The following is a 23557-nucleotide window of genomic DNA, read 5'->3' on the forward strand; positions in this document are numbered from 1 at the left end:
GATGACCGCGCAGCACAGCGCCGACCATGACGATTCCGCCGATTCCGCCACGGCGGACGACGATTCGGGCACGCAACCCATCCCCCCGGTGAGCCAACCGCGGCCCGCGACCGATGAAAACCTGCCCCCGGAAACCACCGCGACGGCCACGGGCACCGCGGCGGCCGAATTCACCGTCGGAACCCGACGCCCGGACGCGGCGGCAACCTCCGGTGCCACGGTGCGCACCTCGGGTCGCAGCGTGCGCACTGTCCGCTCACGACCGACGGTGCGCAAGCTCGGTGCCGGTTTGGTCCCGATCCCGACGATCGCGCCCGCCGATCCGCTGGCCGCCGTGCTCACCGATCCGGTTGTCTCCGAGGGCAGGCGGTTTTGCTGGCGCTGCGGCAACCCGGTCGGACGGGCCACCGCCGTCTATCCGGCGACGACCAGCGGTACCTGCGAAACCTGCGGTGCTCCTTATGATTTCCGTCCCTCGCTACACCCCGGTGACCTGGTGTCGAACCAGTACGAGATCCAGGGGTGTCTTGCGCACGGCGGGCTCGGTTGGATCTATCTGGCGGTCGATCGCAATGTCAGCGACCGCTGGGTGGTGCTCAAAGGACTTCTGCACACCGGTGATGCCGAAGCCCAGGCAGTGGCGGTCGCCGAACGCCAATTCCTCGCCGAGGTAGCGCATCCCAGCATCGTCAAGATCCACAACTTCGTCGAGCACACCGGTCCGGACGGGGAGCCCACCGGCTACATCGTCATGGAGTACGTCGGGGGTCGCTCGTTGCGCGACATACTCGACACCTATCCACGCCCGCAGCGCATGCCGGTGCCCGAGGCGATCGCCTACCTGCTGGAAATCCTGCCCGCGCTGGAATACCTACATTCGATCGGGTTGACCTACAACGATCTCAAGCCCGACAACATCATGGTCACCGATGACCAGGTGAAGCTGATCGACCTCGGCGCGGTCGCGACCGTCGAAGCGTACGGAAACCTGTACGGCACCAGGGGTTTCCAGGCTCCTGAGATCCCCAGGACCGGACCGACCGTGGCGTCGGATATCTACACCGTCGGGCGGACACTCGCGGTGCTGACACTGAACATGCCGATGGACCAGGGCCGTTATCTCGATGGAATCCCCGATCCCGCCCAGCATCCCGTACTCGCCAGGCACGAGTTCTTCCACCGGCTGTTGCTCTCGGCGACCGACCCCGATCCCGCGCACCGATTCCCCTCCGCTCGTGCCATGTCCGCGCAGCTGGCGGGCGTGCTGCGGGAGATTCTGGCGATGGAGACCGGCGACGAACACCCGCAGCTGTCAACGGTATTCAGTCCACAGCGCGCCAGCTTCGGCACCGAGGAACTGATCAGCCAGACCGACGCCTATGCCGACGGCATCGCTCGCAGCAATCAACTACAAGCCGCTGATGTCGCTGCGGCACTACCGGTTCCGCTCATCGACCCGACCGATCAGTCCGCGCCGCTGCTCGCCGCGGCGACGCACCCGGACCCGAAACAGGTCATCGAAGCGCTCGACGACACGCGCGAGCGCGCCGCGACCGATCCCGACAACGCGCCGCGGACACTGGATCTGGAGTTGACCCTCGCCGAGGCGCGCGCCTGCCTGGACCTGGGTGATTGGGCGGCGGTCTTGCGACTGCTCTCGCAGGTGCACGCCGATCACGACTGGCGTGTCGACTGGTTCACCGGCCAGGCCAAGCTGCTCGAGCTGGAATACGAGCAGGCATTCGCCAGTTTCGACGAGGTGCTTCGGGTGCTGCCCGGTGAGATCGCGCCGAAACTCGCGCTCGCCGCTACCGCGGAACTGATTCTGCAACAATGGGATTCCGAGGCCCCGGACCAGTGGCATGCCTACTGCGAGACCTTCTACGACACCGTATGGCGCACCGATCGAGCGGTGGTGAGCGCCGCATTCGGGTTGGCCAGGCAGCTTTCCGCGGCCGACCGGGTCACCGAGGCAGTGCGCGCCCTCGACGAGGTGCCCGCCGCCGCGCGTAATTACACAACCGCACGCATGACGGCGGTGCTACTGCTGCTCACCGCCGCACCGGTGGCCGAACTCGACGAATCGACGCTGCACATCGCCGCATCCCGCGTATCCGCGCTGCCGAGCGGGGAAAGCCGCGCCGTCCAACTGCGCGTCCTCACCCTCGGCGCCGCACTGGCCTGGCTGCAAGCGGGCAACACTCCCGAACAGCCCGACGCCAGGCTCTTTGATGCCCCCTTCACCGAACGCGACCTGCGTGACGGCACCGAATCCGGCCTACGCGCACTGGCCCGCCACGCCCCCAACCGCAAACACCGCTACGCGCTGGTCGACCTCGCAAACGCCATCCGCGCCAAGACCTGGATCTGAGCGCCGACCGGCCCGCTCGGCTGCCGCGCGCAGCTGATCGCGCTACCCATCGGCGGCAACGATCCGGTGGGCGGCGCGCGCGATCGCCAGTTCCTCATTGGTCGGCACCACCAGCACCGCGATCTCGGAACCGGGTGTCGAAATATGCCGGGCTACACGGCTTTTCGCGGTGTTGAGCGCCGGATCTACCTCGATGCCGAAGCGGGAAAGGCCGGCGAGCGCGTCGGCGCGAACCTGCGGGCTGTTCTCGCCGACACCGGCGGTGAAAGTGATCGCGTCGACGCGGTCGAGTTCGATGAGGTAGGCGCCGAGGTAGCGGCGCAGGCGGTGAATGTAGACCTCGTATGCCAGCCGCGAGGCGTCGTCGCCCGCGTCGATGAGCCGTTGCAGTTCACGGAAGTCATTGACGCCAGAAAGTCCCTTGAGGCCCGAGTGCCGGTTCAACAGCTCGTCGACCTGGTCGATGTCCAGGTGAGCCGAGCGCATCAGATGGGGCACGATGCCGGGGTCGAGGTCGCCGGGCCTGGTCCCCATCACCAGCCCCTCCAGCGGGGTCAGTCCCATGGTGGTGTCGATGGGATGCCCGCCCCTGATCGCGGAGGCCGAGGCGCCGTTACCGAGGTGGAAGACAATCTGATTCACTTCCAGCCGATCACGATCGAGCAGCCGCGCGACCGCGCCCGCGACGTATTCGTGTGAGGTCCCGTGGAAACCGTATTTCCGAATACCCTGCGCGGCAGCAACTTTCGCATCGATGGCGTAGGTTTTGGCGGCGTCGGGCAGGCCATGGAAGAAGGCGGTATCGAATACCGCGACCTGCGGTACGTCCGGCAGCAACTTGCGCGCACTCACAATGCCCGCCACATTCGCCGGATTGTGCAGTGGTGCAAGCGAAGACAGCTCGGAGATCGCAGCCAGTACGGAGTCGTCGATGAGCGTCGGCCGATAGAACACCTCGCCACCGTGCACCACCCGGTGCCCGACCGCGCGCACGCCCGCACCGGCCAAGTCCTGCCCGGTTTCGGCGAACATATCGAAGACGAGTTTCAGCCCCGTGGTGTGGTCGGCGATCGGGCCATGGTGCTCGACGGTTCGCCCCTCGGCGTGATGCTCGATTCCCGAATTCGGTTCGCCGATCCGATCGACCATCCCGGAAGCCGCGATGGCACTCGACTCCGGGTCCAGCAGTTGATATTTGATCGACGACGAGCCGGAATTGATCACCAGCACCAGATCATCGCTCTTGCCGCTCATGACACCTCCTGCCATACCGACGCATCCCATCACTGCTCCTGCGCCTGAATCGCGGTGATCGCCACCGTATTGACGATATCGGCGACCAACGCACCGCGCGAAAGATCGTTGACCGGCTTGCGCAGCCCCTGTAGTACCGGACCGACCGCGACCGCGCCCGCGCTGCGCTGCACCGCCTTGTAAGTGTTGTTGCCGGTATTGAGATCGGGGAACACGAACACCGTCGCGCGACCGGCGACCTCGGAATCGGGGAGCTTGGTGGTCGCGACGGTCGGTTCGATGGCCGCGTCGTACTGAATCGGGCCCTCCACCAACAGTTCTGGTTCGCGTTCGCGGACCAATTTGGTCGCGACGCGCACCTTGTCCACATCCGCGCCACTGCCGGACGCACCGGTCGAATACGACAGCATCGCCACCCGTGGGTCGATGCCGAAGCGAGCCGCCGTGGCCGCCGAGGAGATCGCGATATCCGACAGTTGGTCCGACGTCGGATCGGGGACGACCGCGCAGTCTCCGTAGGCGAGCACCCGGTCAGCCAGGCACATCAGGAAAACGCTGGATACCGTGGAAACTCCCGGCGTGGTCTTGATGATCTCGAACGACGGCCGGATGGTGTGCGCGGTGGTGTGCGCGGCACCCGACACCATGCCGTCGGCGATCCCCCGGTGAACCATCATGGTGCCGAAATACGAGATGTCGGTCATGGTTTCGCGGGCACGCTCGACGGTCATCCCCTTGTGCGCGCGCAGTTGCGCGTATTCCTTCGCGAAATCATCGAGATAGCCCGACGTCACCGGGTCCAGTACCTGCGCGGCGGCGAGATCGACACCGAGTTCGGCGGCGCGAGCGCGAATGGTCGTCTCGTCGCCGAGGATGATCAGATCCGCGATCTTGCGCTGCAACACCCGTCCGGCCGCCCGCAGAATGCGATCGTCGCCGCCCTCGGGCAGCACGATGCGCTTGTGGTCGGCGCGCGCCCGCTCGATGAGCTGGTATTCGAACATCTGCGGCGTGACCACCGAGCTGCGCGGAACCTCGATGCGCCGCAACAACTCCACGGCATCGACCCGCTGCTCCATCAGAGCCAGCGCGGTGTCGACTTTGCGCGGACTACCCGCCGACATGCGCCCGCGGGTGCGGTAGGCGGCACTGGCGGTGTCGTAGGTGCCGAGCGCGGTGGTGAGAATCGGCAGCTTCGGCTTCAGCCCGTGCATCAGCCTGGCCACGGCGGGATGGGGCAGCATCCCGCCATTCATGATGATGCCCGACAGCGACGGAAATCCTTCCGCCTCATGCGCATTCACCACGCTGAGCAGCACGTCCGGACGGTCGCCCGGCGCGATCACCACGACGCCGTCCACGAGCCGCTCCAGAATGTGTTCGGCCGTCATGCCACCGACCATGATCTTCAGCGCCTCGCGGTGCAGCAATTCCGGGTCGCCGCTGTACATTTCGCCGTCTATCGCGGTACACAGTTCGGCCATGGTCGGCGCCATCAGCAGCGGCACCTCCGGCAGCGTCCAGGACGGTACATCGACCACCCGCAACGCATCGCCGACCTCGCCGAGGAGGTCCGGATCGCAGCGGTTAGCGATGATCGCGACCAGTTGCGCGTGCTCGAGGGCCAGTTCGTGCGCACACAGTTGCGCGAGATGACCTACCTCTTGCGGGGTGCGGCCCGAGCCGCGCACCACCAGCAGCACGGGTGCGCCGAGGTTGACCGCGATCCTGGCGTTGAAGCGCAGCTCGCTGGGGCTGGCCACATCGGTGTAGTCGCTGCCGACCACCACGACGATGTCGCACACCTTGGCGACCTCGTGGAATCGCATGACGATCTCGCTGATCGCCGCATCGGGATCGGCATGCACCTGCTCATAGGTGACGCCGATGGCCTGCGCGTAGTCGATATCGGCGGTGCTGTGCTCGAGCAGCAGCTCCAGAATGTAATCGGGCTCGATGGTGGAGCGGGTGATCGGCCGGAACACACCGACCCGAGCGGTGGTCGCGCACAACATCTGGAGCATGCCGAGTGCCACCGTCGATTTTCCGGTGTCCCCCTCCGGAGACGCGATGTACACAGCGGATGGTGCGGAATCGGCCATGACCGAGAGCTTAGTGAACAAGCGGCAACCGTAACCGGGTAGCGAGACCGTCATCACCGGTGAAATCTCGAGAAACGCTACCGCCGGGTAGCCATCGGCTCCGAAAGCCGATCAGGGCGGCGGCGCCCGATATAGTCCCGGCATGGCTGAGCAGTTCCCGAACCGGCAATGGGGTTCACGCACCAATTCTCTGTCCCGCGCGGCGAATAAGTTCGCCGCGACCAAGCCCGGTTCATGGCTCATCCGGACGATCACTCCGCTCGATCGCGCGCTGCTCGAGCGTACCGACGCGAAATACACGGTGCTCGGCCCGATCGGCGCACCCGTCATCCTGCTGACCACCACCGGCCGCAAAAGTGGCCAGCCCCGCACCCAGCCCCTGCTGTATGTGCACGACGGCGACACCCTCTACGTGATCGGCAGCAATTTCGGCCAGGCCAGGCACCCGGCCTGGACCGCCAACCTCCTGGCGACCCCATCGGCCACCGTCGCAATCGCGGGCGAACGCATCCCGGTCCAAGCGACCCCGATCCCGGCCGCCGAGAAGGACGCCGTCTTCGCCCGTTTCGTGGAAGTCACCGGGGCCTACGACGCCTACCGCTCCCGCACCACCCGCGACCTACGCATCTTCGCGCTGACCCGCGCCTGACCCCGCCCCGTGTGCCACTGGTCGGCGTGGGTTATGAGAGGGCGCGCAGGCGGGGGGCCAGATCGCGTTGGAACAGGTCGAGGAAGCGGCGCTGGTCGTGGCCGGGGGCATGGAAGACCAGGTGGTTGAGGCCGGCGTCGAGGTAGGGCTTGATGAGGTCGACGGCGGCGTCGGGGTCGCTGGCGACGATCCAACGCTTGGCGATCTGCTCGATAGGCAGCGCGTCGGCGGCGGCTTCCATTTCGATCGGGTCGGTGATGTCGTGCTTCTGTTCCGGGGTCAGCGACAGCGGGGCCCAGAAGCGAGTGTTCTGTAGCGCCAGTTCGGGATCGGTATCGTAGGAGATCTTGATTTCGATCATCCGGTCGATGTCGGTAACGGTGCGCCCCATCTTGGCCGCCCCCTCCGCGACCGCGGGCATCAGCTTCTCGGTATAGAGCTCCATGCCCTTACCGGAGGTGCAGATGAAACCGTCACCGGCGCGACCGGCGTAGCGGGCGACAACCGGTCCACCCGCGGCGATGTACACGGGGATGCCGGCCTTGGGTACGTCGTAGATCGAGGCGCCGACGGTGCGGTAGTACTGGCCGTCGTAGTCGACGCGATCACCGGTCCACAGGGCCCGCATCAACTCGACCGCCTCGCGCAGCCTGGCGAAACGCTCCTTGAAATCCGGCCATTCACCGGTGTAGCCGGTGGCGATCTCGTTGAGCGCCTCGCCGGTGCCGACGCCGAGCATGATCCGATCCGGGTACAGACAACCCATGGTGGCGAATGCCTGCGCGATGACGGCCGGGTTGTAGCGGAAGGTGGGGGTGAGCACCGAGGTGCCGAGTTGGATGCGCTTGGTGCGCTCACCGACCGCGGCCATCCACGCCAGCGAGAACGGTGCGTGGCCGCCTTCGTGGCGCCACGGCTGGAAATGGTCACTGACCGAGGCACTGTCGAGTCCGTGTTCTTCGGCGAGTACCGCGATTTCGACCAGTTCGCGCGGCCCGAATTGTTCTGCCGACGCCTTATATCCGAGCTTGAGATCACCCATATGCGTCTCTCCTGTCGCTTCGCTCAACGGACCCGTGCGGGAGTTCCGCACACCGTCGGCCGTATGAGGATCGCGACCGCACCTTCATGCAACCGAAACGGCGGCGCGGGCGTTCCCGCGCGCACTCCTCACACGGCCTCACCTCGACCATAGTCAGCGGCCCTCGACATGAGCACATGCACACGACGATTCGCACCGGAACCGACTGCGGGGCCGCGATAGCGGACAATTGTCTGGTGACCGCCAATAACGAACCGATCCTGTCTTACCTCACCGATATGGATGGGGTCTTGGTACACGAGGATCACCTGGTCCCTGGTGCCGATAAGTTCCTGGCCGAGTTGCGCGACAACGGGACACCGTTCCTGGTGCTCACCAACAACTCCATTCGCACCCCACGCGACCTACAGGCACGCCTGCGCCACACCGGGCTCGATATTCCCGAGGAGGCGATCTGGACCTCCGCGCTGGCCACCGCGACCTTCCTCAACGACCAGCGCCCCAATGGAACCGCCTATGTGGTCGGCGAATCCGGGCTCACCACCGCATTGCACGAAATCGGTTATGTGCTGACCGACAGCGACCCCGACTACGTGGTGCTCGGCGAGACCCGCACCTACTCCTTCGAGGCGATCACGACGGCGATCCGCCTGGTGGAGCGTGGCGCACGGTTCATTGCCACCAATCCCGACGCGACCGGCCCCTCGCGCGACGGTCTGCTTCCCGCGACCGGCTCGGTGGCCGCGCTGATCACCCGCGCGACCGGCAAGGACCCGTATTACGTCGGCAAACCGAACCCGCTGATGATGCGCTCGGCGCTGCGCCGGATCGGCGCGCATTCGCAATCGACGGTCATGATCGGCGATCGGATGGACACCGATGTCATCGCCGGCCTGGAGGCGGGTATGCGAACGGTGCTGGTAACCACCGGCATATCCACCCGCGAGTCCGTCGAGCAATTCCCTTATCGGCCAACGCTTGTGGTCGATTCTGTCGCCGATCTCGTCGGCCGGACCGGCACGCCGTTCGGCTGATCGCCACGAGCTACCTCCGAGATCTCACACGCAGCGCTCGCCTATTCGGCTACGCGCGACGCGATCCGCCGACCGCACCATCACCACCGCGGCCGTAGGCCTTTCACTTGTGGCCGGTATGCGGCGGTAGCTCAGTGGCCGCGCTCGATCTTCGACAGATGCGCGATATTGGCGCGGTCATCCGGTTCGACACTCGCTACCGCACCGAACCAGGCATCCAGAATTTCGGCCAGTACCGCGCCGGAGGTCGTACGCAGGCTCAGCGCGAGAACATTCGCGTCGTTCCACTTGCGAGCACCAGCGGCCGTGGCGGCATCCCCGCACAGCGCGGCCCTGACCCCGGCGACCTTGTTCGCCGCCATCGACGCCCCGGTCCCGGTCCAGCAGCACACGATCGCCTGATCAGCCCGTCCCTCGACGACATCACGCGCCGCGGCGGCACTGGCCCACGCCCAGTCATCGCGTTCGGTATCGGACAACGCACCGTGCGCGATCGTCTCGAAACCGCGCCGACGTAACTCCTTGACCAGCTTTTTCGCCACCCCGACGCACTCATCGGCAGCCACCGAAATCCGCATACACCCAGCGTAGACACCAACAGCCGGACACCGAAGGGGTCGATGCCGACCACCCGGGCAGGCATCGAGGCGGGCCGGATCGCGACGGTGTCACGACCTCGCCCGTCGGATGGTCAGCTCAGGGCGTGATCGAGGTCGCCGAGCAGGTCTTCCACGTCTTCGAGGCCGACCGAGACGCGGACCACGCCGTCGGACAAGCCGATGGTCGCGCGGCCTTCGGGGCCCATGGCACGGTGGGTTGTCGTGGCCGGGTGAGTGATGAGGGTTTTGGCGTCACCGAGGTTGTTGGAGATGTCGATGACGCGCAACCGGTTGAGCACCTCGAAGGCACGCTTCTTGCCCTCGTCGGCGGGCGCGTTCAACTCGAAGGTGACCACGGTGCCGCCACCGCTCATCTGGTCGGTGGCCAGCGCATACTGCGGATGTGATTGCAGGAAGGGGTATTTCACCCAACTGACCGACTTGTTGCCCTCGAGGAATTCCGCGATCCGTAACGCCGCCGCGGTCGAATGCCGGACCCGAAGCGGCATGGTTTCCAATCCCTTGAGCAGCGTCCACGCATTGAACGGGCTCAGCGCGGGACCGGTATGACGCATGAGGTTTTTCACCGGGCCGTCGATATAGTCCTGCGCGCCGAGGATGGCGCCACCGAGCACCCGGCCCTGGCCGTCGATGTGCTTGGTTCCCGAATACACCACCACATCGGCGCCGAGCTCGAAACCGCGCTGTAGTAGCGGGGTGGCAAAGACGTTGTCCAGCACCACTTTCGCGCCCGCGGCGTGGGCTAGTTCGGTGACCTTACGGACATCGACCAGCGTCTGCATGGGGTTGGCGGGCGTTTCGAAGAAGACGGCCTGGGTCGGCACCGACAGCGCCTGCTCCCACTGGTCCAGATCGTCACCGTCGACGAAAACGGTTTCGATACCCCAACGCGGCAGAATCTCGTTGCACACCACGAAGCATGAGCCGAATAGGCTGCGCGCGGCCACAAGTCGGTCACCGGCGCGCAGCAGCGCACCGAGAGCGGTGAATACCGCCGCCATTCCGCTGGCGGTCGCGAAACACGCTTCGGCTCCATCCATCAGGCGCAACCGCTCCTCGAACATGGCGACCGTCGGGTTGCCGTAACGGGAGTAGACGAAATGTTCGACTTCACCGGTGAACGCGGCCTCGGCGGCCTCGGCGCTCTCGTAGACGAACCCGGAGGTCAGATACAGCGCCTCGGAGGTTTCCTCGAAACCGGAGCGCCGCACGCCACCTCGCACACCGAGGGTCGCCGGGCCGACGTCCGGGGGCAGCGGCCGGTCGAAGGCGCCGCCGGTGATCATGACTGCCGCCAGGGCAGGCCGTGCGCGCGCCAGCCGGAGCCGCCGCGGTGACCGGACTCGTCGAGTCCGCCTTCGAAGCCATCGAGCACGTTGTACGACGGCTCGATCCCGAGGCCGGTCGCGATGGTCGCGGCGTTCGCCGAACGCTGACCCGAGCGACACAGGAAGACGACCGGCGCCGCCGGTTCACGGCCGTCCAGCGCCTCGCTGAGCTGTTCGCCGAACGCGCCGTTGCGGGCGCCATTGCTGTCGACCCACTCGATCAGCAGCGTCGGCCGGTCGATCGACGTCGTGTCCGGCACACCGACGAAGCGCCACTCCGCCTCGGTCCGCACGTCGACGAGAACGGCTGCGGGGTTGTCGCGCAACAACTCCCACGCCTGCTGCGGGGTGATGTCACCGGCATAACTCATGTGGACCTCCTGTGAATCCGCTCTTGCCACACCTGGGTTTCAGTGCGCGGCCAGGTCGTCACCCGGAGCACCCCGCCGCGGAGGAGGGTTGCCGACCAGCAAGCCGGGGCTTGACGCTGGTTCTCATGACCTGGTTCTGAGATTGCCTGGGTATGGGCCAACCTGTCAAACAATGAATTCGGCTCAGTTGCAGATGAGCCACCTGTCGTCGGATCGGGTCAGACTCCAGGTCCCGGTGGCCTCGTGGCCGTCGATTTTCGTGGTCACCGTCGCCTTGGCCCGGTCCCCGTCGACCATCGGATCCTTGACTTCGGTTATCTCGATTGCCTTTCCGGTTTCCAGGTCACCCACTTGCGGTGTCAGCGACGACTTGCGCTCGTCGAATCCGACGCACGCCACACCTGGCGGCGGCGAGACATCGGTGCGGCCGCGAGCGTCGGCGTAGTTACGCACCGCTGCCGCGATCTTGTCGGCTTCTGTGACATTTTTCTCAGCCGGTGACAGCACCCCGCCGAGGATCACCGCGACGAGCACGAGTGCCGCGACCACGGCGGCCACGATGAACGGCCACGCGGAGCGGGAGTCGGTCTGGTCGACGGTGATGACTTCGTCCTCGACGCCGGGTTGCTGATCGCTCATGCCACGATGATCCCTGGTCGGCGGCATTATCCGACGCGCGCCCCCGAACTCGGCGGTACTCAGCCCCGGATCGAGGCGCAGGCCTCGCGCACCACGGTTAGCCTGGACAGCGAGGTGGGTAGGCACTGGGTAGCGGCCAGTCGCGTCGGCGCCACCGGCGCGGAGACTCCCCTCACAGCACCGATAGAATCGCGAAACTACGGCGTGACTGTCATAGCCGATCTGGATGCAGTCACAGCGGTGCGTCGAGTTAGCCTAGGCTAAGACTGACGCCATTAATTGTTCTCGACCATAAGGGTGCGCGTAAGAGATGACCGAACAGAGTGCAGCATCAACTAGCGGTGTTCGCGAGCCCTCCGTCCGCCCGCTCCGCATCGCGATCGTGGGCGCCGGACCGGCCGGTATCTACGCGGCCGACGCGTTGATGAAGTCCGATGTGGAGGTGTCGATCGACCTGTTCGAGCGCATGCCCGCCCCCTTCGGGCTCATCCGCTACGGCGTCGCACCCGACCACCCCCGCATCAAGGGCATCATCACCGCCCTGCACAAGGTCCTCGACAAGCCACAGGTCCGTCTCCTCGGCAATATCGACTACGGCACCGATATCACCCTCGATGACCTGCGCACCTTCTACGACGCCATCATCTTCTCCACCGGCGCCAACGCCGACCGCGCGCTGGATATCCCCGGTATCGGCCTCGACCGCAGCTACGGCGCCGCCGACTTCGTCTCCTGGTACGACGGACACCCCGACGTCCCCCGCACCTGGCCGCTGGAAGCCGAGAAGGTCGCCGTGCTCGGTGTCGGCAACGTCGCCCTCGACGTCGCCCGGGTCCTCGCGAAAACCGGTGACGAACTCCTCCCCACCGAAATCCCGCCGAACGTCTACAACGGCCTCAAGGCCAACAAGGCGATCGAGGTGCACGTGTTCGGACGCCGTGGCCCCGCTCAGGCGAAGTTCACGCCCCTGGAACTGCGCGAACTCGACCACTCCCCCAATATCGAAGTCATCGTCAACCCCGAGGACATCGATTACGACGAAGGCTCCGAAGCCGCGCGCAGGCATTCCAAGCAGGTCGACATGGTCGCCAACACTCTCGAACAATGGGCGATCCGCGACGCGGGCGAGCGCCCCCACAAACTGTTCCTGCACTTCTTCGAGTCCCCGGCCGAAATCCTCGGCGAAGACGGCAAGGTCATCGGCCTGCGCACCGAGCGCACCCAGCTCGACGGCACCGGGAACGTCAAGGGCACCGGTGTGTTCAAGCAGTGGGACATCCAGGCCGTCTACCGCGCGGTTGGCTACCTGTCACAGAACCTGACCAGCCTGCCCTTCGACGACCAGGCCGGCACCGTGCCCAACGAGGCCGGCAGGGTGATCGGCGACGACAACGCCGATGGCGCGGCGCGCTACCTGCCCGCCACCTACGTCACCGGTTGGATCAAACGCGGCCCCGTCGGCCTGATCGGCCACACCAAGGGCGACGCCAACGAGACCGTCGCCTGCCTGCTCGACGACAGCGTGAACTTCACCCCGGCCGAGAAGCCGGAACTGGACGCGGTGACCGAGTTCCTCGAGGGCAAGGGCATCCCATTCACCACCTGGCAGGGCTGGTACCGCCTCGATGCGCATGAGCGCGCACTCGGCGAGCCAGAAGGCCGCGAGCGCGTCAAGGTCGTCGAGCGCGAAGACATGCTGCGGGCCAGCGAGCCACACAAGGTCTGACCGCGCAAGCTATGCCCGCGCCGGGTCTGCGACAGCGGGAAATCCAACACTGAGGCATTCTGTACAAGTGTTCGATGCCCATCTCCATATCTTCGACCCGCGGTTCCCGCTGGCCGAGAACGAGGGCCACCTGCCCGACGTGTTCACCATCGCCGACTATCGAAAGCGCATGTCGCGCTTCGAGGTCGGCGGCGGTGCCGTGGTCAGCGGTTCTTTCCAGGGCACCGATCAGAGCTACCTGGCGGCCGCGCTCGCCGAACTGGGCGAGGGCTGGGTGGGGGTGACCCGTCTCGATCTCGACGCGTCCGACGACGAGATCATCGAACTGGACCGTATCGGCGTGCGGGCGCTTCGCTTCAACCTCAAGCGCGCCGCCGCCGACATCACCGATATGACCCTGCAAGCGTTGCGCGCCTACGAATTGGTCGGCTGGCATGTCGAGGTCTACATCGACGGCCAGATGCTCGCTTCGCTCCAGCCGGTCATCTCCAAGCTCCCGGCCCTGTCCATCGATCATCTCGGCATGTCCGATGAGGGCCTGCCCTACCTCCTCGACCTCGTCGACCGCGGCGCCCGGGTCAAGGCGACGGGTTTCGGCCGCGTCTCGATGAATGTCGCGACCACGTTGCGCCGCATCCACGCGGTCAACCCCGAAGCCCTCATGTTCGGCACTGATCTGCCCGGCACCCGGGCCGGGCGGATGTTCAAAGACTCCGATGTCGAGCTCATCGGCGATGTGGTGGGCACCGACATCTTCAAGGTCCTCGAAGACAACGCGCGCGCCTTCTACCGCCTGCCCGCCCGGATCCGCGAAGTCCCCGCCGACCCGAATCCGACCATGCCGCTCGCGCGCACCGAATATCCCACGGCGCCACCGAGTCACGACGCGATCCCGAAACCCGAAGCGACAGATACGATTCCGTTTCCGATCATCGAGTAGTCCGCGCTAATCGACCACGGCGTCAGCCGTATCCGCCGCTGCCATGAATCACTTTCGAGCAGCGGCTATTTGGTCATGCCCATACCGAGTTCGGGGATATGTATGCCCGATTCGAGCCACGCGGCGAAGCGGCAACAATGGTTGCCAAATATTTGCTAAAAAGTGGTGGGGAACATTCATAGGAATCTCTTGCTAGAAAAGTGGACGCTTGATATGTTGCCTGCGTCACTATCTATACACGACCGTAACCTTCCTCGCGCCTGCGTATTTCGGCGGCCGAGGGGTGTTGAACATGCTCACTAAAGGAGATTCACAATGGGTTCGTTGAGCGACCTGATCGGTGCGTTGATTCCGGCCCTCGGCTCCGCCGTCGCGGGCGATGGCTTGTGGGATGTCTTCCTCGGCTCACTCGGAAACATTGTCAAGTAAGTATTGACCAAACGGTAGTTCGATACATCAAGAAATAGGAGAAACACATGGGATCGCTCATCGACATTCTGGGCCTGGGAACCGCGAGCGCCGGTTCGATCGGTACCACCATCATCAATTCGCTGATCACCCTCAGCGGCGGCACGCCCGCACCCGGCAAATAGTCCAATCATCATTGTTGGGGGTCATCCGGGTCTGCGGATGTGCCCCCCACATTGATGTCTTGACCACTCGAGCGATTTCAGGGGACTGATCTATTGCGCGGCATTGCATACCTGATGGCAGTCGTATCGGCATCGGCCATGCTCTTGGCTATCGCCGCGCCGACCGCGGCCGCGTCCGAGGCGCGACTGGTGAGCGAAACCCCGGGGCCCGGCCAACTGGTCGAGATCAGCGTGTATTCCCCCGCCATGGAACGCGATATCCGGCTACAGGTGCTGCGCCCCAAGAACACCCAGGTACCCGCTCCGACGTTGTATCTACTGAATGGCGCCGGCGGTGGCGAGGACGCGGCGACCTGGTTGGCTCGCACCGACGCGGCCGAGTTCTTCGCGGACAAACAGGTCAATATCGTCATCCCGATGGAAGGCGCGTTCAGCTACTACACCGATTGGCAGCAGGTCGACGAGGGCCTGGCCGCGAAGCTGGGCAACAACGGCAAGTACATGTGGTCGACCTTCCTCACCAAAGAGCTTCCGCCGGTGATTGATTCAGCGTTCGCGACGACCGGCGTCAACGCGCTGGCGGGCATATCGATGGCGGGTACCTCCGTACTCGATCTCGCGATCGAATCGCCCGAGCTGTATCGCGGCGTCGCCGCCTACAGCGGCTGCGCGATGACGAGTGATCCCATCGGGCAAGCGTTCATCACTCTCGTCATCAGCCTCGGCAAGGGAAACGCGAAGAATATGTGGGGCCCGACCGGCGGCGACGGATGGCGTGCGCACGACCCGTACCTGAACGCCGACCGCCTGCCGAACATTCCTATGTACATATCCAGCGGCAGCGGCCTGCCCGGCAGGCACGACACGCTGGCCGATCCCACCGTGGGTGCTGACGGCCGAATGCTCGCGAACCAGGTACTTCTCGGCGGTGGCATCGAATCCGCGACGAACTACTGCACCACCAAACTCGCCGAGCGGACCCGCGAACTCGGCCGCACCGATATCACCTACAACTTCCACGCCGAGGGCACCCATTCGTGGGGCTACTGGCAGGACGACCTGCACCGTTCGTGGCCGATGCTCGCCGCGGCGATCGGCTCCTGAACCGCGTCGCGCCTCAGTCGCGACGCGCGCGCAGCGCCGCCGCCAATTCCTGAAATGACCGCACCAGCAGCTCACCGTAATGCTCAGGGTCCGGCAGCATTTCGGCGTCGGCGCTGAAGGAGATCACCAGTTCGTCACCCTGCGAGGTGATCAGGTGGCGCAGTCCGTCGCCGTCCATGATCGGCAGCACCCCGATGGCGTTGACCACCGGCGCCCCCCGGAATTCGAGCCGGTCACCGGTCGGCGGCACGTTGCTGATCGTGGTGTTGGACAGCGGCACGGTGTCGGCATCATCGAAAACCCGCTGCGCCCTGGCCCAGCCCGCCAGCCGCAATAGCCACGCGGGCGAGGTCTGCATCCGGGATTCGCGGCGGATGACCGCGCTATCGGCATAACGCCGCTTTTCCCGCTGCGCCGACAATCGGATCTCGTGCAGGCGCTCGAGCGGATCGGTGCGGTCGGTATGCAGATCCACCGACATCTGGCAGAGCTGATTCACCGAATTCCATTGCGCGATACCGCGCATCGAGATGGGGACCATGGCGGCCAGCGACGCGGACGGTGTCTCCCCCTTCTCGGCGAGGTAGGTGGCGAGCGCGCCGGATACCACGGTCAACATGAGGTCGTTGACGGTAATGCGTTCGGCTGACCCGGTTTTCGCGTCGAGGACCGACCGCATTGGAATGGTCACCAGATCGAAGGCGAGGCCGGATCCGATGCGGCGATTGAAACGGGTGGCCGGCCGGTGCGCGATCGGTTCGCGAATCTCGTCCGCCGCGACACGCGCGGCCACTGTTTTCGCGGCCGAGCGGGTGCGAACCAACCCGGCACCGAAGCGCACGCACCGGTAGGGCAGGACGCCGACGGCGCGCAGCACGGCGGCCGGGGCCGACCATTCACGGTCGTCGATCACCGGTTCGGGCAATGGAAAATCGTTGCCGCCGAATAGCTTCAACTCGAGTTCACGGGTGGCCACGCCATCGCCGACGCTGTGGTGGAACCCGAGCACGACGACCGTCACGGCGGACTTGCCCGGATAGCCGGCGACCTGGTCGAAGATGTGTATCCCCCACGGCGGTCGCGAGAGATCCATGCGGGTGGCGGCGATCTCGGCGATCCGTCGTCGGACTTCGGACCACTCGCGCAGTTGCGGCCCGCCGACCGTCACGTGATCGCGGATATCGAACTCGCGGTCGGGAACCCAGTACGGAAGGTCGATATCGCCCGGGACCCGCTCGAGCCGTCGATGAAAAAGCTTCGAGTATCCGAGACGGTCCCGCACCCACGCGTACGCTTGCTCCGAACTCGTCGGCGTCGCTTCGGCGGCGGCCGCGTCGAAAACGTAGGCGGCGACAATATTCGACGGATGCCGCTCGAACTCGTCGTAGACGAAAACGGCGTCGCGGGGCGTCAATTGTTCGGCGGTGACCCGAAGTCCGGCCGCCTCGGCGGCAGGGACCACCTTTTGACTCATACTCGTGAACTCCTGATCGGGCCGAGACCGTGGCCGCGCGAGATTCGAGACCGGCAATTCGTCCTCGGCCCGGAGTCTACAGGCCGGTTGTCGGCCATAAGGACGGCTGCGGATATCTCGCGGGCAGGCACTTTTGAACTCACCCCTCCGCTATTCGGACGGCACTTTTCGGCGGTCGCCGGAAGACGGGCATCTACGAATCAGACTCCTCCGCACCCAATTGATGTCACAGTAGTAATACTGATTGCCTATCATTCTCGGGTTCACGTCGAGATGCTTCTGTTATTCACGCCCGAAATCAGCAAACTTTGTTTGCTGAGCCCCGATGGTGAATCCGCGTCCGGGCGGCAGAACGCACTGATCGAGCACGGCCACACCGCCTGACCATCGCGACACTGCGCCACCCGGCTCACTGACCCACAGCCCACACCAACGACGGTGAGCTATGTCATCAGGAGATGATCGGGCCCGCCAGGCCAAGCTAAGCAACTGATGTTGACTAATCCAGATTTAGTCAACTAAGGTTGCTTGCATGTCCGGTGTTGAGAATTCCGTTTCCCAAGGGGAGATCGCTGATGAGCTGGCGGCCGTGGCGGCGTTGCGGCGCCTGGCCGATCAGGTAGAGGACGCGGCAGTCGAGCGGGCGATGCGGGCCGACTGGGGCTGGCCGCAAGTCGCCGAGGCGCTCGGAGTGACGCGCCAAGCGGTCCACAAGAAACATGTCAGGCGGCTCATCGCCGCCGGTGTCGAGCTGAGAAGGCGTTGATGATGACCACATTCGACAAGTACTTGGAAACGATCATCGACTCGGGCGCAACCGAAGCCCAATCGGATGGATCGGCGACGATCGAGGCACACCATTTGCTGCTGGCGATCGCGGCTGGGCGCGAAGGTGTCACCTTTGAGGCGCTGTCGTCGGTCGGGCTCGATCATCGGGCGATCCGCAACGCGCTGGACCGGGAGTTCGAGCACAGCCTGAGCGCGGTCGGAGTGTCCCTTGCCGCCTTCGACCTGCCGCGGCCGAGCAGTGCCCACAAACGTCCGACGCAACTGGGGGCATCGGCCAAGCTCGGGATCGAGCGAAGCGTCGGATCCGTTGCACGCAAAAGAGATTTGCGGCCGGCGCATCTGCTGCTCGGGGTGTTGCAGGCACAGGTCGGCACCGTCTCGCGCGCGCTCACCCAGGCCGGTATCGATCAGGCCGACCTGAAGGCGCGCCTACAGCAGGCCCTCGCCGACCAGGCCGAGTAACGAACTTCCGCGGCTGCGGCCGTTTTCCGATCAAGGAGCGATGATGACGAGCGGGCAAGTGGTGCTCGATGTCGACGGGTTGCGCATGCGTTACGGCACGACCGACGTCCTGCATGATGTGACATTTCAGGTGGGCCATGGCGAGGTGCTAGCCCTGCTCGGACCGAACGGGGCAGGCAAAACCACCACGATCGAAATTCTGGAAGGTTTCCGGTTGCGGTCGGGCGGGCGGGTCGATGTGCTCGGCACCGATCCCGCGCACGGCGACGAGCGATGGCGGGCGCGGGTCGGGGTGGTTCTGCAGTCCTGGCGAGACCACGGCAAGTGGCGGGTGCGTGAACTACTCGCGCATCTGGGTTCCCACTACCGCAGTTACTCCACGGCGCTGATCGAACGGCCCTGGGACGCGGACGAACTCATCGCGGCGGTCGGTCTGACCGAGCAGGCGGACAAGAAGATCAGGATGCTGTCGGGTGGGCAGCGGCGCAGATTGGATGTTGCCGTCGGAATCGTGGGTCGGCCGGAACTGGTGTTCATGGATGAGCCGACAGCAGGTTTGGATCCGGTGGCACGGCGTGAGTTTCATGAACTCCTGCACGGCCTCACGGTGGAGGGCCGAACCACGATCCTGCTCACCACCCATAATCTGGACGAGGCCGAAAAACTCGCCGACCGCATCATGATCCTGCACGGTGGGCGGATCGTCGCGGACGGCACCGCAGCCGAACTCGCGCAGCGGATAGTCGGCCAGGACCAGGTGAGCTGGACTCGCGACGGACAGCGGTTCACGCAGTCGACTACCGAATCCACCAAGTTCGTCTTCGAATTGTTCACACAGCACGGCGAATCGATCGCCGATCTCGATGTCAGCCGGGCCTCGTTGGAGGACACCTACCTGTCCCTGGTGGGGCAGGCGGAATCCGATCGGCATTCGACAACGAAAGAATGGGACGAGGTGGCTCGATGAATCCGACCACGACGGCGTGGCAGGCAGGCTGGTCCCGCGGTCTGATCGAGCTGCGGCAATCGTTCACCAACGCCGGAGATCTGTTCAACCACTGCTTCTGGCCCGTGTTGATGTTGATCACCACGTTTTTCCTGCGCGACGTGTCCTTCAGGCAGACCGGATTTTCCCTCGGCACCCTCGTGCTGCCGAGCATCCTGGGCATGAACGCCTCGATGGCGATGGTCACCATGAGCCAATTGCTCACCGCCGACCGTGAAGACGGCGCTCTGTTGCGGGCGAAGGCGACACCGAACGGCATGCGCAGCTACCTAGTCGGCAAGATCATCTCCGTGTCCGGTGGCTTGATCGCCGACCTCGCCATCTTCCTGATTCCCGGCATGTTCATCATTTCCGGCCTTTCGGTCGGCGGCCTCGGGTCATGGCTGACCCTGATCTGGGTGCTGGCACTGGGTTTGGCGGCGACCCTGCCGATCGGCGCGGTGCTCGGATCGCTGTTCACCAGCGCTCGCAGCCAGGGATTGCTCACCTTGCCGATACTGGGCGTCATCGCAATCTCCGGGGTCTTCTACCCGATCACGGCGATGCCGCACTGGGTGCAATGGATCGCCCAGGTGTTCCCGATCTACTGGCTCGGCCTCGGCACACGGTCGGCACTGCTGCCGCACAGCGCAGTGAGCATCGAGATCGGTGACTCATGGCGGCACCTGGAAACCGTCGGGGTGCTGGGTGTTTGGGCCATCGCCGGCTTGCTCCTCACCCCGGTCGTGCTACAGCGGATGGCCCGCCGGGAGGCGGGGTCGAGCGTGGCCCAGCGTCGCGAGAAAGCCTTGCAACGGGTCCGATAGTGGTCGTTGTAACGCGCGCATCGCGGCAATATAGTGCGTTCGAGGGACTGAGCCGGATGCACTCTCAGATAGCTGATCAGCAGGAGACAGCCGGATGTGATCCACATCCCGTGAGCACGAAGACGAGTCCGAGCGCCGACAGCATCGCGCCGACCGATCTGGTGTACAACGAACCTCCCTGACCTCGATGAATATCTACCCACGAGAAATACCGCACAGCCGGTACAGGATGGGCGCGCCGGGCGGCAGCCCCAGGAATTCGGGGCGAGGTGGACATATCACCCGTGGGTACCCTGGACGTCACCGACGGAGCCCGGCATCGGGGGTCTGCCGTCAAACTCTGCGGTGCCCAGTCATTTTCGTCAGATCGGAGTACCCCCATGCGACTAGTGGGCCCACTCGCCCTCGCCGCCGCCGTGACACTCACCGCCGTCGCGTACGCCAACGCCGCCGGACCGGATACCACCACCGCCGCACCGGCGCCGACCGTCACCGTCGCACCGCCCACCACCACCGACGCGCCGCCGACCACCACGGTGGCGCCGCCGACCACGACCAGCACGCCACCCATGACGACCATCGAGCCTCCGACCACCACCTCACCGTTCCCGACCACGACGACCACCACGCCGCCCCCACCGCCACGCGTCGGCTTCTACTGCGGCAACGGATTTCGCGGATACGAGGTGCACGCGGACTTCATCCCGTGCGATACGGCCCGCCAGGTGACCGACGCCTACGGCGGCGAATACCCGCGCTGGGGCTCCGGCGTCGTGATCACCGTCTCGGCGGCCGGGGCGAGCTGGGATTGCAGGCAGCAGTTCGACCACTCCGAGACCTACCAGGAGTGCGTGAACAGCGAGCACCCGTCCCAGCGCGCGCTGCTGTACTCAGATTTCGGATTCGCCGGAGTGGGGACGGGTTCGTCGGGCCGATAACGACCACTGCCGCATTTCGGCACAGCGCGCCGCATTCACTGTCAGCCTCCGCTCAGTCCCCATTCATCGAGGCCGGTGTAGACGCGGGCAACTCGGAGCCCTGATGCGTCGAAGCATTCGGCCTCTCCGGTATGGATCGCGATCAGCGAATCCGGGCCTCGCCACCAGGTATCGGCCAGGCTGCGAATCTCGGTCACAGGTTCGAAGGTGCTCAACGGCAGCTCGTCGATCGCATCACCGCGAATCGTGCTGATCTGCGTAGCCCAGCGGGACGCATGGTGAGCCAACGCAACCGATTCGATCCATCCTTCGATGCTCGCGTGCAGGGGCACCCACCGATCGCCATCGATGCCGAACTCTCCTGCGGGACCGATCATGAACGCATAAGCCATCGACACTCGCTGCGCCCCTGCCTCGAACCACCCAATCCGCTCGGGCTCCCCGGTCGACAACTCGGCACGCAGCATCTTGGGCCCGCCCTCGTACTCCGGAGACGGCGGCAGAATCAAGCCACCCCATCGCCGCTGAAACTCGACGACACGGTCGACTTGCGTTGCCGGAATGCCGATTTCGAGCCAAGGGCCGATATGCTCCTGCAACTGAGGGCATTCGACGCGAATACATTGGGTCGAAATGAACCACTCGGCCCGGCGCGTGAGCCGCTCGGACGAATCGACAATCGGCTGCAGCGACCCGCCACGCATCCACATCCCCGGCCGCAGCCGAGCATTGTGATCGAGCAGGTCGAACACGTCGCCGCAATCCGCTGACCCCTTCACCGCCGGATCCATCCTGGACCGATCCGAACCATAGACAGGCCGTTCAGCGTTCCCCTCCACCATGCCCCTACTTCACCACAGCGCCGCTGCGGTCATGCAACGCACCGCGAAGCGCTCGAGCGATCTCCGCTGCAACTCCGGCCGCTCGCGTGGACTGCGTGGAGGAGAGCGATCAAATATCAATAGCGGGTACTGTCGTCTGGTGTTAGGGTCGTGCGTCTGAGTTCGACGTGGTGCGAGAGATTGGGAGGTGAGTTGATGATCGCGGTGAAGACCGCTGCCCTGGGCAGCGCCCGGACCATCCTCACGTCCCGGGCTCCGGTCTGACTGATTCCTATCGCCGATAGCGGCGCGAGCCGTGTCGGCTCGTAGCCGCGGTGGATTCGGTGTTCGAGCCGGGGCCCCTTTTCCAAGGGTCTCACTATGTATTCATCTTCTCCGTCCTCATTCGATTTGTCCGCGCTCGGTTGGGACGACTCGTTCGCAGCGATGTTCGTAGCGCATGCGGCCGACGGTCTGGTCCCGGCACGCGTCGTGCGGGTCGACCGCGGCCGCTGTGACACGTTGACCGCGTCAGGTCCCGTCCGCGCGGCCAGCGCGGCCGTGGCCTCCCTCGACCCCGCCCATACTGTGTGCACAGGCGACTGGGCAGCGCTGCGCCGACAACCGGAGCCGGAACTGGTGGCGCTGCTGCCACGACGCAGCGCGATCACCAGGGCCTCCTCGGATCGAACCTCCCACCAGCAGGTCTTGGCGGCGAACGTCGACACCGTCGCCATCGCTGTCTCGCTCACAGCACCGCTGAACGCGGGCCGGGTAGAGCGGCTACTGGCGCTGGCCTGGGACAGCGGTGCGAGGCCGGTCGTCGTACTCACCAAAGCCGACGTCACCGCAGATCTCGATGCAGCCTCGGCCGCTCTCACCTCGCTGGCACCCGGCGTGGACATCGTCACCACCAGCGCCATGACAGGTACGGGTCTAGACCTTCTGTCGGAGGTGGTGACCGGGACCACGGTCCTGCTCGGCCCGTCGGGTGCGGGAAAGTCCACCCTTGCCAACGCCCTGCTCGGTCGAGAGCATATGGATACCAACGAAGTTCGGGCCGGTGACGGCAAGGGCCGGCACACCACCGTGCACCGCGAGTTGCTGCCGCTACCCGGCGGCGGGGTACTCATCGACACTCCGGGCTTGCGAGGTATCGGCTTGCACGATGCCGCGGACGGGGTCGAGCGGGTCTTCGCCGAGATCGAGGCCTACGCCCGCGACTGCGCCTTCGGTGATTGTGAACATCGCAGTGAACCAGGCTGCGCGGTACAGGAAGCCGTGGTCGCCGGCATGTTGGATATGAGCAGGCTCGACCGGTACCGCAAGCTGTTGCGCGAAAGCGAGCGGGCAGCGGCCCGGGGAAACGCCCGGGATTCGGCCAAACGCAGCAAAACCAAGAAGGCGATCACGCGGGATCTGCGCGCGACCTACCGATTCCGAGATCGCCAGCACTAGCGCCGATCGTGGCACCACGCATCCGGGGGC

Annotated in this window: 21 protein-coding genes and 1 riboswitch; of the genes, 12 read left to right on the forward strand and 9 right to left on the reverse strand. The window is 65.2% G+C overall.

Features of this window, described 5'->3' with window-relative positions; genetic code table 11:
* Nucleotide 1 precedes the first annotated feature (1 nt).
* On the forward strand, nt 2-2371 hold the full coding sequence (locus LKE06_RS04815) for a serine/threonine-protein kinase PknG (RefSeq protein WP_227997398.1): 2370 nt from the start codon (nt 2-4) through the stop codon (nt 2369-2371).
* A 42-nt stretch (nt 2372-2413) separates the two neighbouring features.
* Here LKE06_RS04815 and LKE06_RS04820 read toward each other — a convergent pair whose 3' ends face one another.
* The gene (locus LKE06_RS04820; RefSeq protein WP_227997399.1) at nt 2414-3625 is read right to left on the reverse strand and encodes an acetate kinase; all 1212 of its coding nucleotides are present in this window, start codon (nt 3623-3625) and stop codon (nt 2414-2416) included.
* 29 nt (nt 3626-3654) lie between these two features.
* Complete coding sequence (pta, locus tag LKE06_RS04825; protein ID WP_227997400.1) at nt 3655-5727, reverse strand: phosphate acetyltransferase; 2073 nt, start codon at nt 5725-5727, stop codon at nt 3655-3657.
* Between the two features lie 142 nt (nt 5728-5869).
* Here pta and LKE06_RS04830 point away from each other — a divergent pair, with 142 nt between their 5' ends.
* A complete protein-coding gene (locus LKE06_RS04830; protein WP_227997401.1) occupies nt 5870-6376 on the forward strand; it encodes a nitroreductase family deazaflavin-dependent oxidoreductase in 507 nt (168 codons plus the stop codon).
* A gap of 31 nt (nt 6377-6407) precedes the next feature.
* Here LKE06_RS04830 and fgd read toward each other — a convergent pair whose 3' ends face one another.
* Nucleotides 6408-7418 carry a glucose-6-phosphate dehydrogenase (coenzyme-F420) gene (fgd, locus tag LKE06_RS04835; protein ID WP_227997402.1) on the reverse strand — a complete coding sequence of 337 codons (1011 nt, stop codon included), beginning with the start codon at nt 7416-7418 and terminating at the stop codon, nt 6408-6410.
* A 278-nt stretch (nt 7419-7696) separates the two neighbouring features.
* On the opposite strand from fgd, the gene LKE06_RS04840 reads away from it, so the two are divergent.
* Nucleotides 7697-8452, forward strand: a complete 756-nt coding sequence (locus tag LKE06_RS04840; RefSeq protein ID WP_255648816.1) for an HAD-IIA family hydrolase — start codon at nt 7697-7699, stop codon at nt 8450-8452.
* Nucleotides 8453-8583: 131 nt separating this feature from the next.
* Here the strand turns inward: LKE06_RS04840 and LKE06_RS04845 are convergent, their stop codons facing one another.
* The 4 genes from LKE06_RS04845 to LKE06_RS04860 all read right to left on the reverse strand — a co-directional run bounded on the left by LKE06_RS04845 (nt 8584) and on the right by LKE06_RS04860 (nt 11410).
* Entirely contained in the window at nt 8584-9030 is a 447-nt protein-coding gene (locus LKE06_RS04845; RefSeq protein WP_227997404.1) for an RpiB/LacA/LacB family sugar-phosphate isomerase, read from the reverse strand.
* Between the two features lie 113 nt (nt 9031-9143).
* Nucleotides 9144-10358 carry an O-succinylhomoserine sulfhydrylase gene (locus tag LKE06_RS04850; protein WP_227997405.1) on the reverse strand — a complete coding sequence of 405 codons (1215 nt, stop codon included), beginning with the start codon at nt 10356-10358 and terminating at the stop codon, nt 9144-9146.
* Nucleotides 10355-10771 (reverse strand): rhodanese-like domain-containing protein, encoded by a 417-nt coding sequence (locus LKE06_RS04855; RefSeq protein ID WP_227997406.1) that lies wholly within the window; start codon nt 10769-10771, stop codon nt 10355-10357. Before LKE06_RS04855 ends, LKE06_RS04850 begins: the two co-directional genes overlap by 4 nt.
* A gap of 14 nt (nt 10772-10785) precedes the next feature.
* Nucleotides 10786-10902, reverse strand: a riboswitch (SAM riboswitch).
* A 52-nt stretch (nt 10903-10954) separates the two neighbouring features.
* Nucleotides 10955-11410 carry an Rv0361 family membrane protein gene (locus LKE06_RS04860; protein ID WP_227997407.1) on the reverse strand — a complete coding sequence of 152 codons (456 nt, stop codon included), beginning with the start codon at nt 11408-11410 and terminating at the stop codon, nt 10955-10957.
* A 310-nt stretch (nt 11411-11720) separates the two neighbouring features.
* Here LKE06_RS04860 and LKE06_RS04865 point away from each other — a divergent pair, with 310 nt between their 5' ends.
* The 3 genes from LKE06_RS04865 to LKE06_RS04875 all read left to right on the forward strand — a co-directional run bounded on the left by LKE06_RS04865 (nt 11721) and on the right by LKE06_RS04875 (nt 15773).
* Nucleotides 11721-13136 carry an FAD-dependent oxidoreductase gene (locus LKE06_RS04865; RefSeq protein ID WP_227997408.1) on the forward strand — a complete coding sequence of 472 codons (1416 nt, stop codon included), beginning with the start codon at nt 11721-11723 and terminating at the stop codon, nt 13134-13136.
* Between the two features lie 67 nt (nt 13137-13203).
* Entirely contained in the window at nt 13204-14076 is an 873-nt protein-coding gene (locus LKE06_RS04870) for an amidohydrolase family protein (protein WP_227997409.1), read from the forward strand.
* A 707-nt stretch (nt 14077-14783) separates the two neighbouring features.
* Nucleotides 14784-15773: an alpha/beta hydrolase gene (locus LKE06_RS04875; RefSeq protein ID WP_227997410.1), complete on the forward strand. Its 990-nt coding sequence runs from the start codon at nt 14784-14786 to the stop codon at nt 15771-15773.
* A gap of 13 nt (nt 15774-15786) precedes the next feature.
* On the opposite strand, the gene LKE06_RS04880 is transcribed toward LKE06_RS04875, so the two are convergent.
* Nucleotides 15787-17247, reverse strand: coding sequence for a wax ester/triacylglycerol synthase family O-acyltransferase (locus tag LKE06_RS04880; RefSeq protein ID WP_227997411.1), 1461 nt, complete (start codon nt 17245-17247; stop codon nt 15787-15789).
* 532 nt (nt 17248-17779) lie between these two features.
* Between LKE06_RS04880 and LKE06_RS04885 the strand changes: the two genes are divergently transcribed.
* The 5 genes from LKE06_RS04885 to LKE06_RS04905 all read left to right on the forward strand — a co-directional run bounded on the left by LKE06_RS04885 (nt 17780) and on the right by LKE06_RS04905 (nt 21248).
* Nucleotides 17780-18013 (forward strand): hypothetical protein, encoded by a 234-nt coding sequence (locus tag LKE06_RS04885; RefSeq protein ID WP_227997412.1) that lies wholly within the window; start codon nt 17780-17782, stop codon nt 18011-18013.
* A gap of 2 nt (nt 18014-18015) precedes the next feature.
* Nucleotides 18016-18498, forward strand: coding sequence for a Clp protease N-terminal domain-containing protein (locus LKE06_RS04890; protein ID WP_227997413.1), 483 nt, complete (start codon nt 18016-18018; stop codon nt 18496-18498).
* A 43-nt stretch (nt 18499-18541) separates the two neighbouring features.
* Nucleotides 18542-19465: an ABC transporter ATP-binding protein gene (locus tag LKE06_RS04895; protein WP_227997414.1), complete on the forward strand. Its 924-nt coding sequence runs from the start codon at nt 18542-18544 to the stop codon at nt 19463-19465.
* The gene (locus tag LKE06_RS04900; RefSeq protein ID WP_227997415.1) at nt 19462-20310 is read left to right on the forward strand and encodes an ABC transporter permease; all 849 of its coding nucleotides are present in this window, start codon (nt 19462-19464) and stop codon (nt 20308-20310) included. Before LKE06_RS04895 ends, LKE06_RS04900 begins: the two co-directional genes overlap by 4 nt.
* 380 nt (nt 20311-20690) lie before the next feature.
* Nucleotides 20691-21248: a hypothetical protein gene (locus tag LKE06_RS04905; RefSeq protein ID WP_227997416.1), complete on the forward strand. Its 558-nt coding sequence runs from the start codon at nt 20691-20693 to the stop codon at nt 21246-21248.
* A 41-nt stretch (nt 21249-21289) separates the two neighbouring features.
* Here the strand turns inward: LKE06_RS04905 and LKE06_RS04910 are convergent, their stop codons facing one another.
* Nucleotides 21290-22027, reverse strand: coding sequence for a hypothetical protein (locus LKE06_RS04910; RefSeq protein ID WP_227997417.1), 738 nt, complete (start codon nt 22025-22027; stop codon nt 21290-21292).
* 423 nt (nt 22028-22450) lie between these two features.
* Between LKE06_RS04910 and rsgA the strand changes: the two genes are divergently transcribed.
* Nucleotides 22451-23527: a ribosome small subunit-dependent GTPase A gene (gene rsgA, locus LKE06_RS04915; protein WP_227997418.1), complete on the forward strand. Its 1077-nt coding sequence runs from the start codon at nt 22451-22453 to the stop codon at nt 23525-23527.
* Nucleotides 23528-23557: the final 30 nt, after the last annotated feature.

The sequence above is a fragment of the Nocardia australiensis genome (assembly GCF_020733705.1).
Taxonomy (GTDB): Bacteria; Actinomycetota; Actinomycetes; order Mycobacteriales; family Mycobacteriaceae; genus Nocardia; species Nocardia australiensis.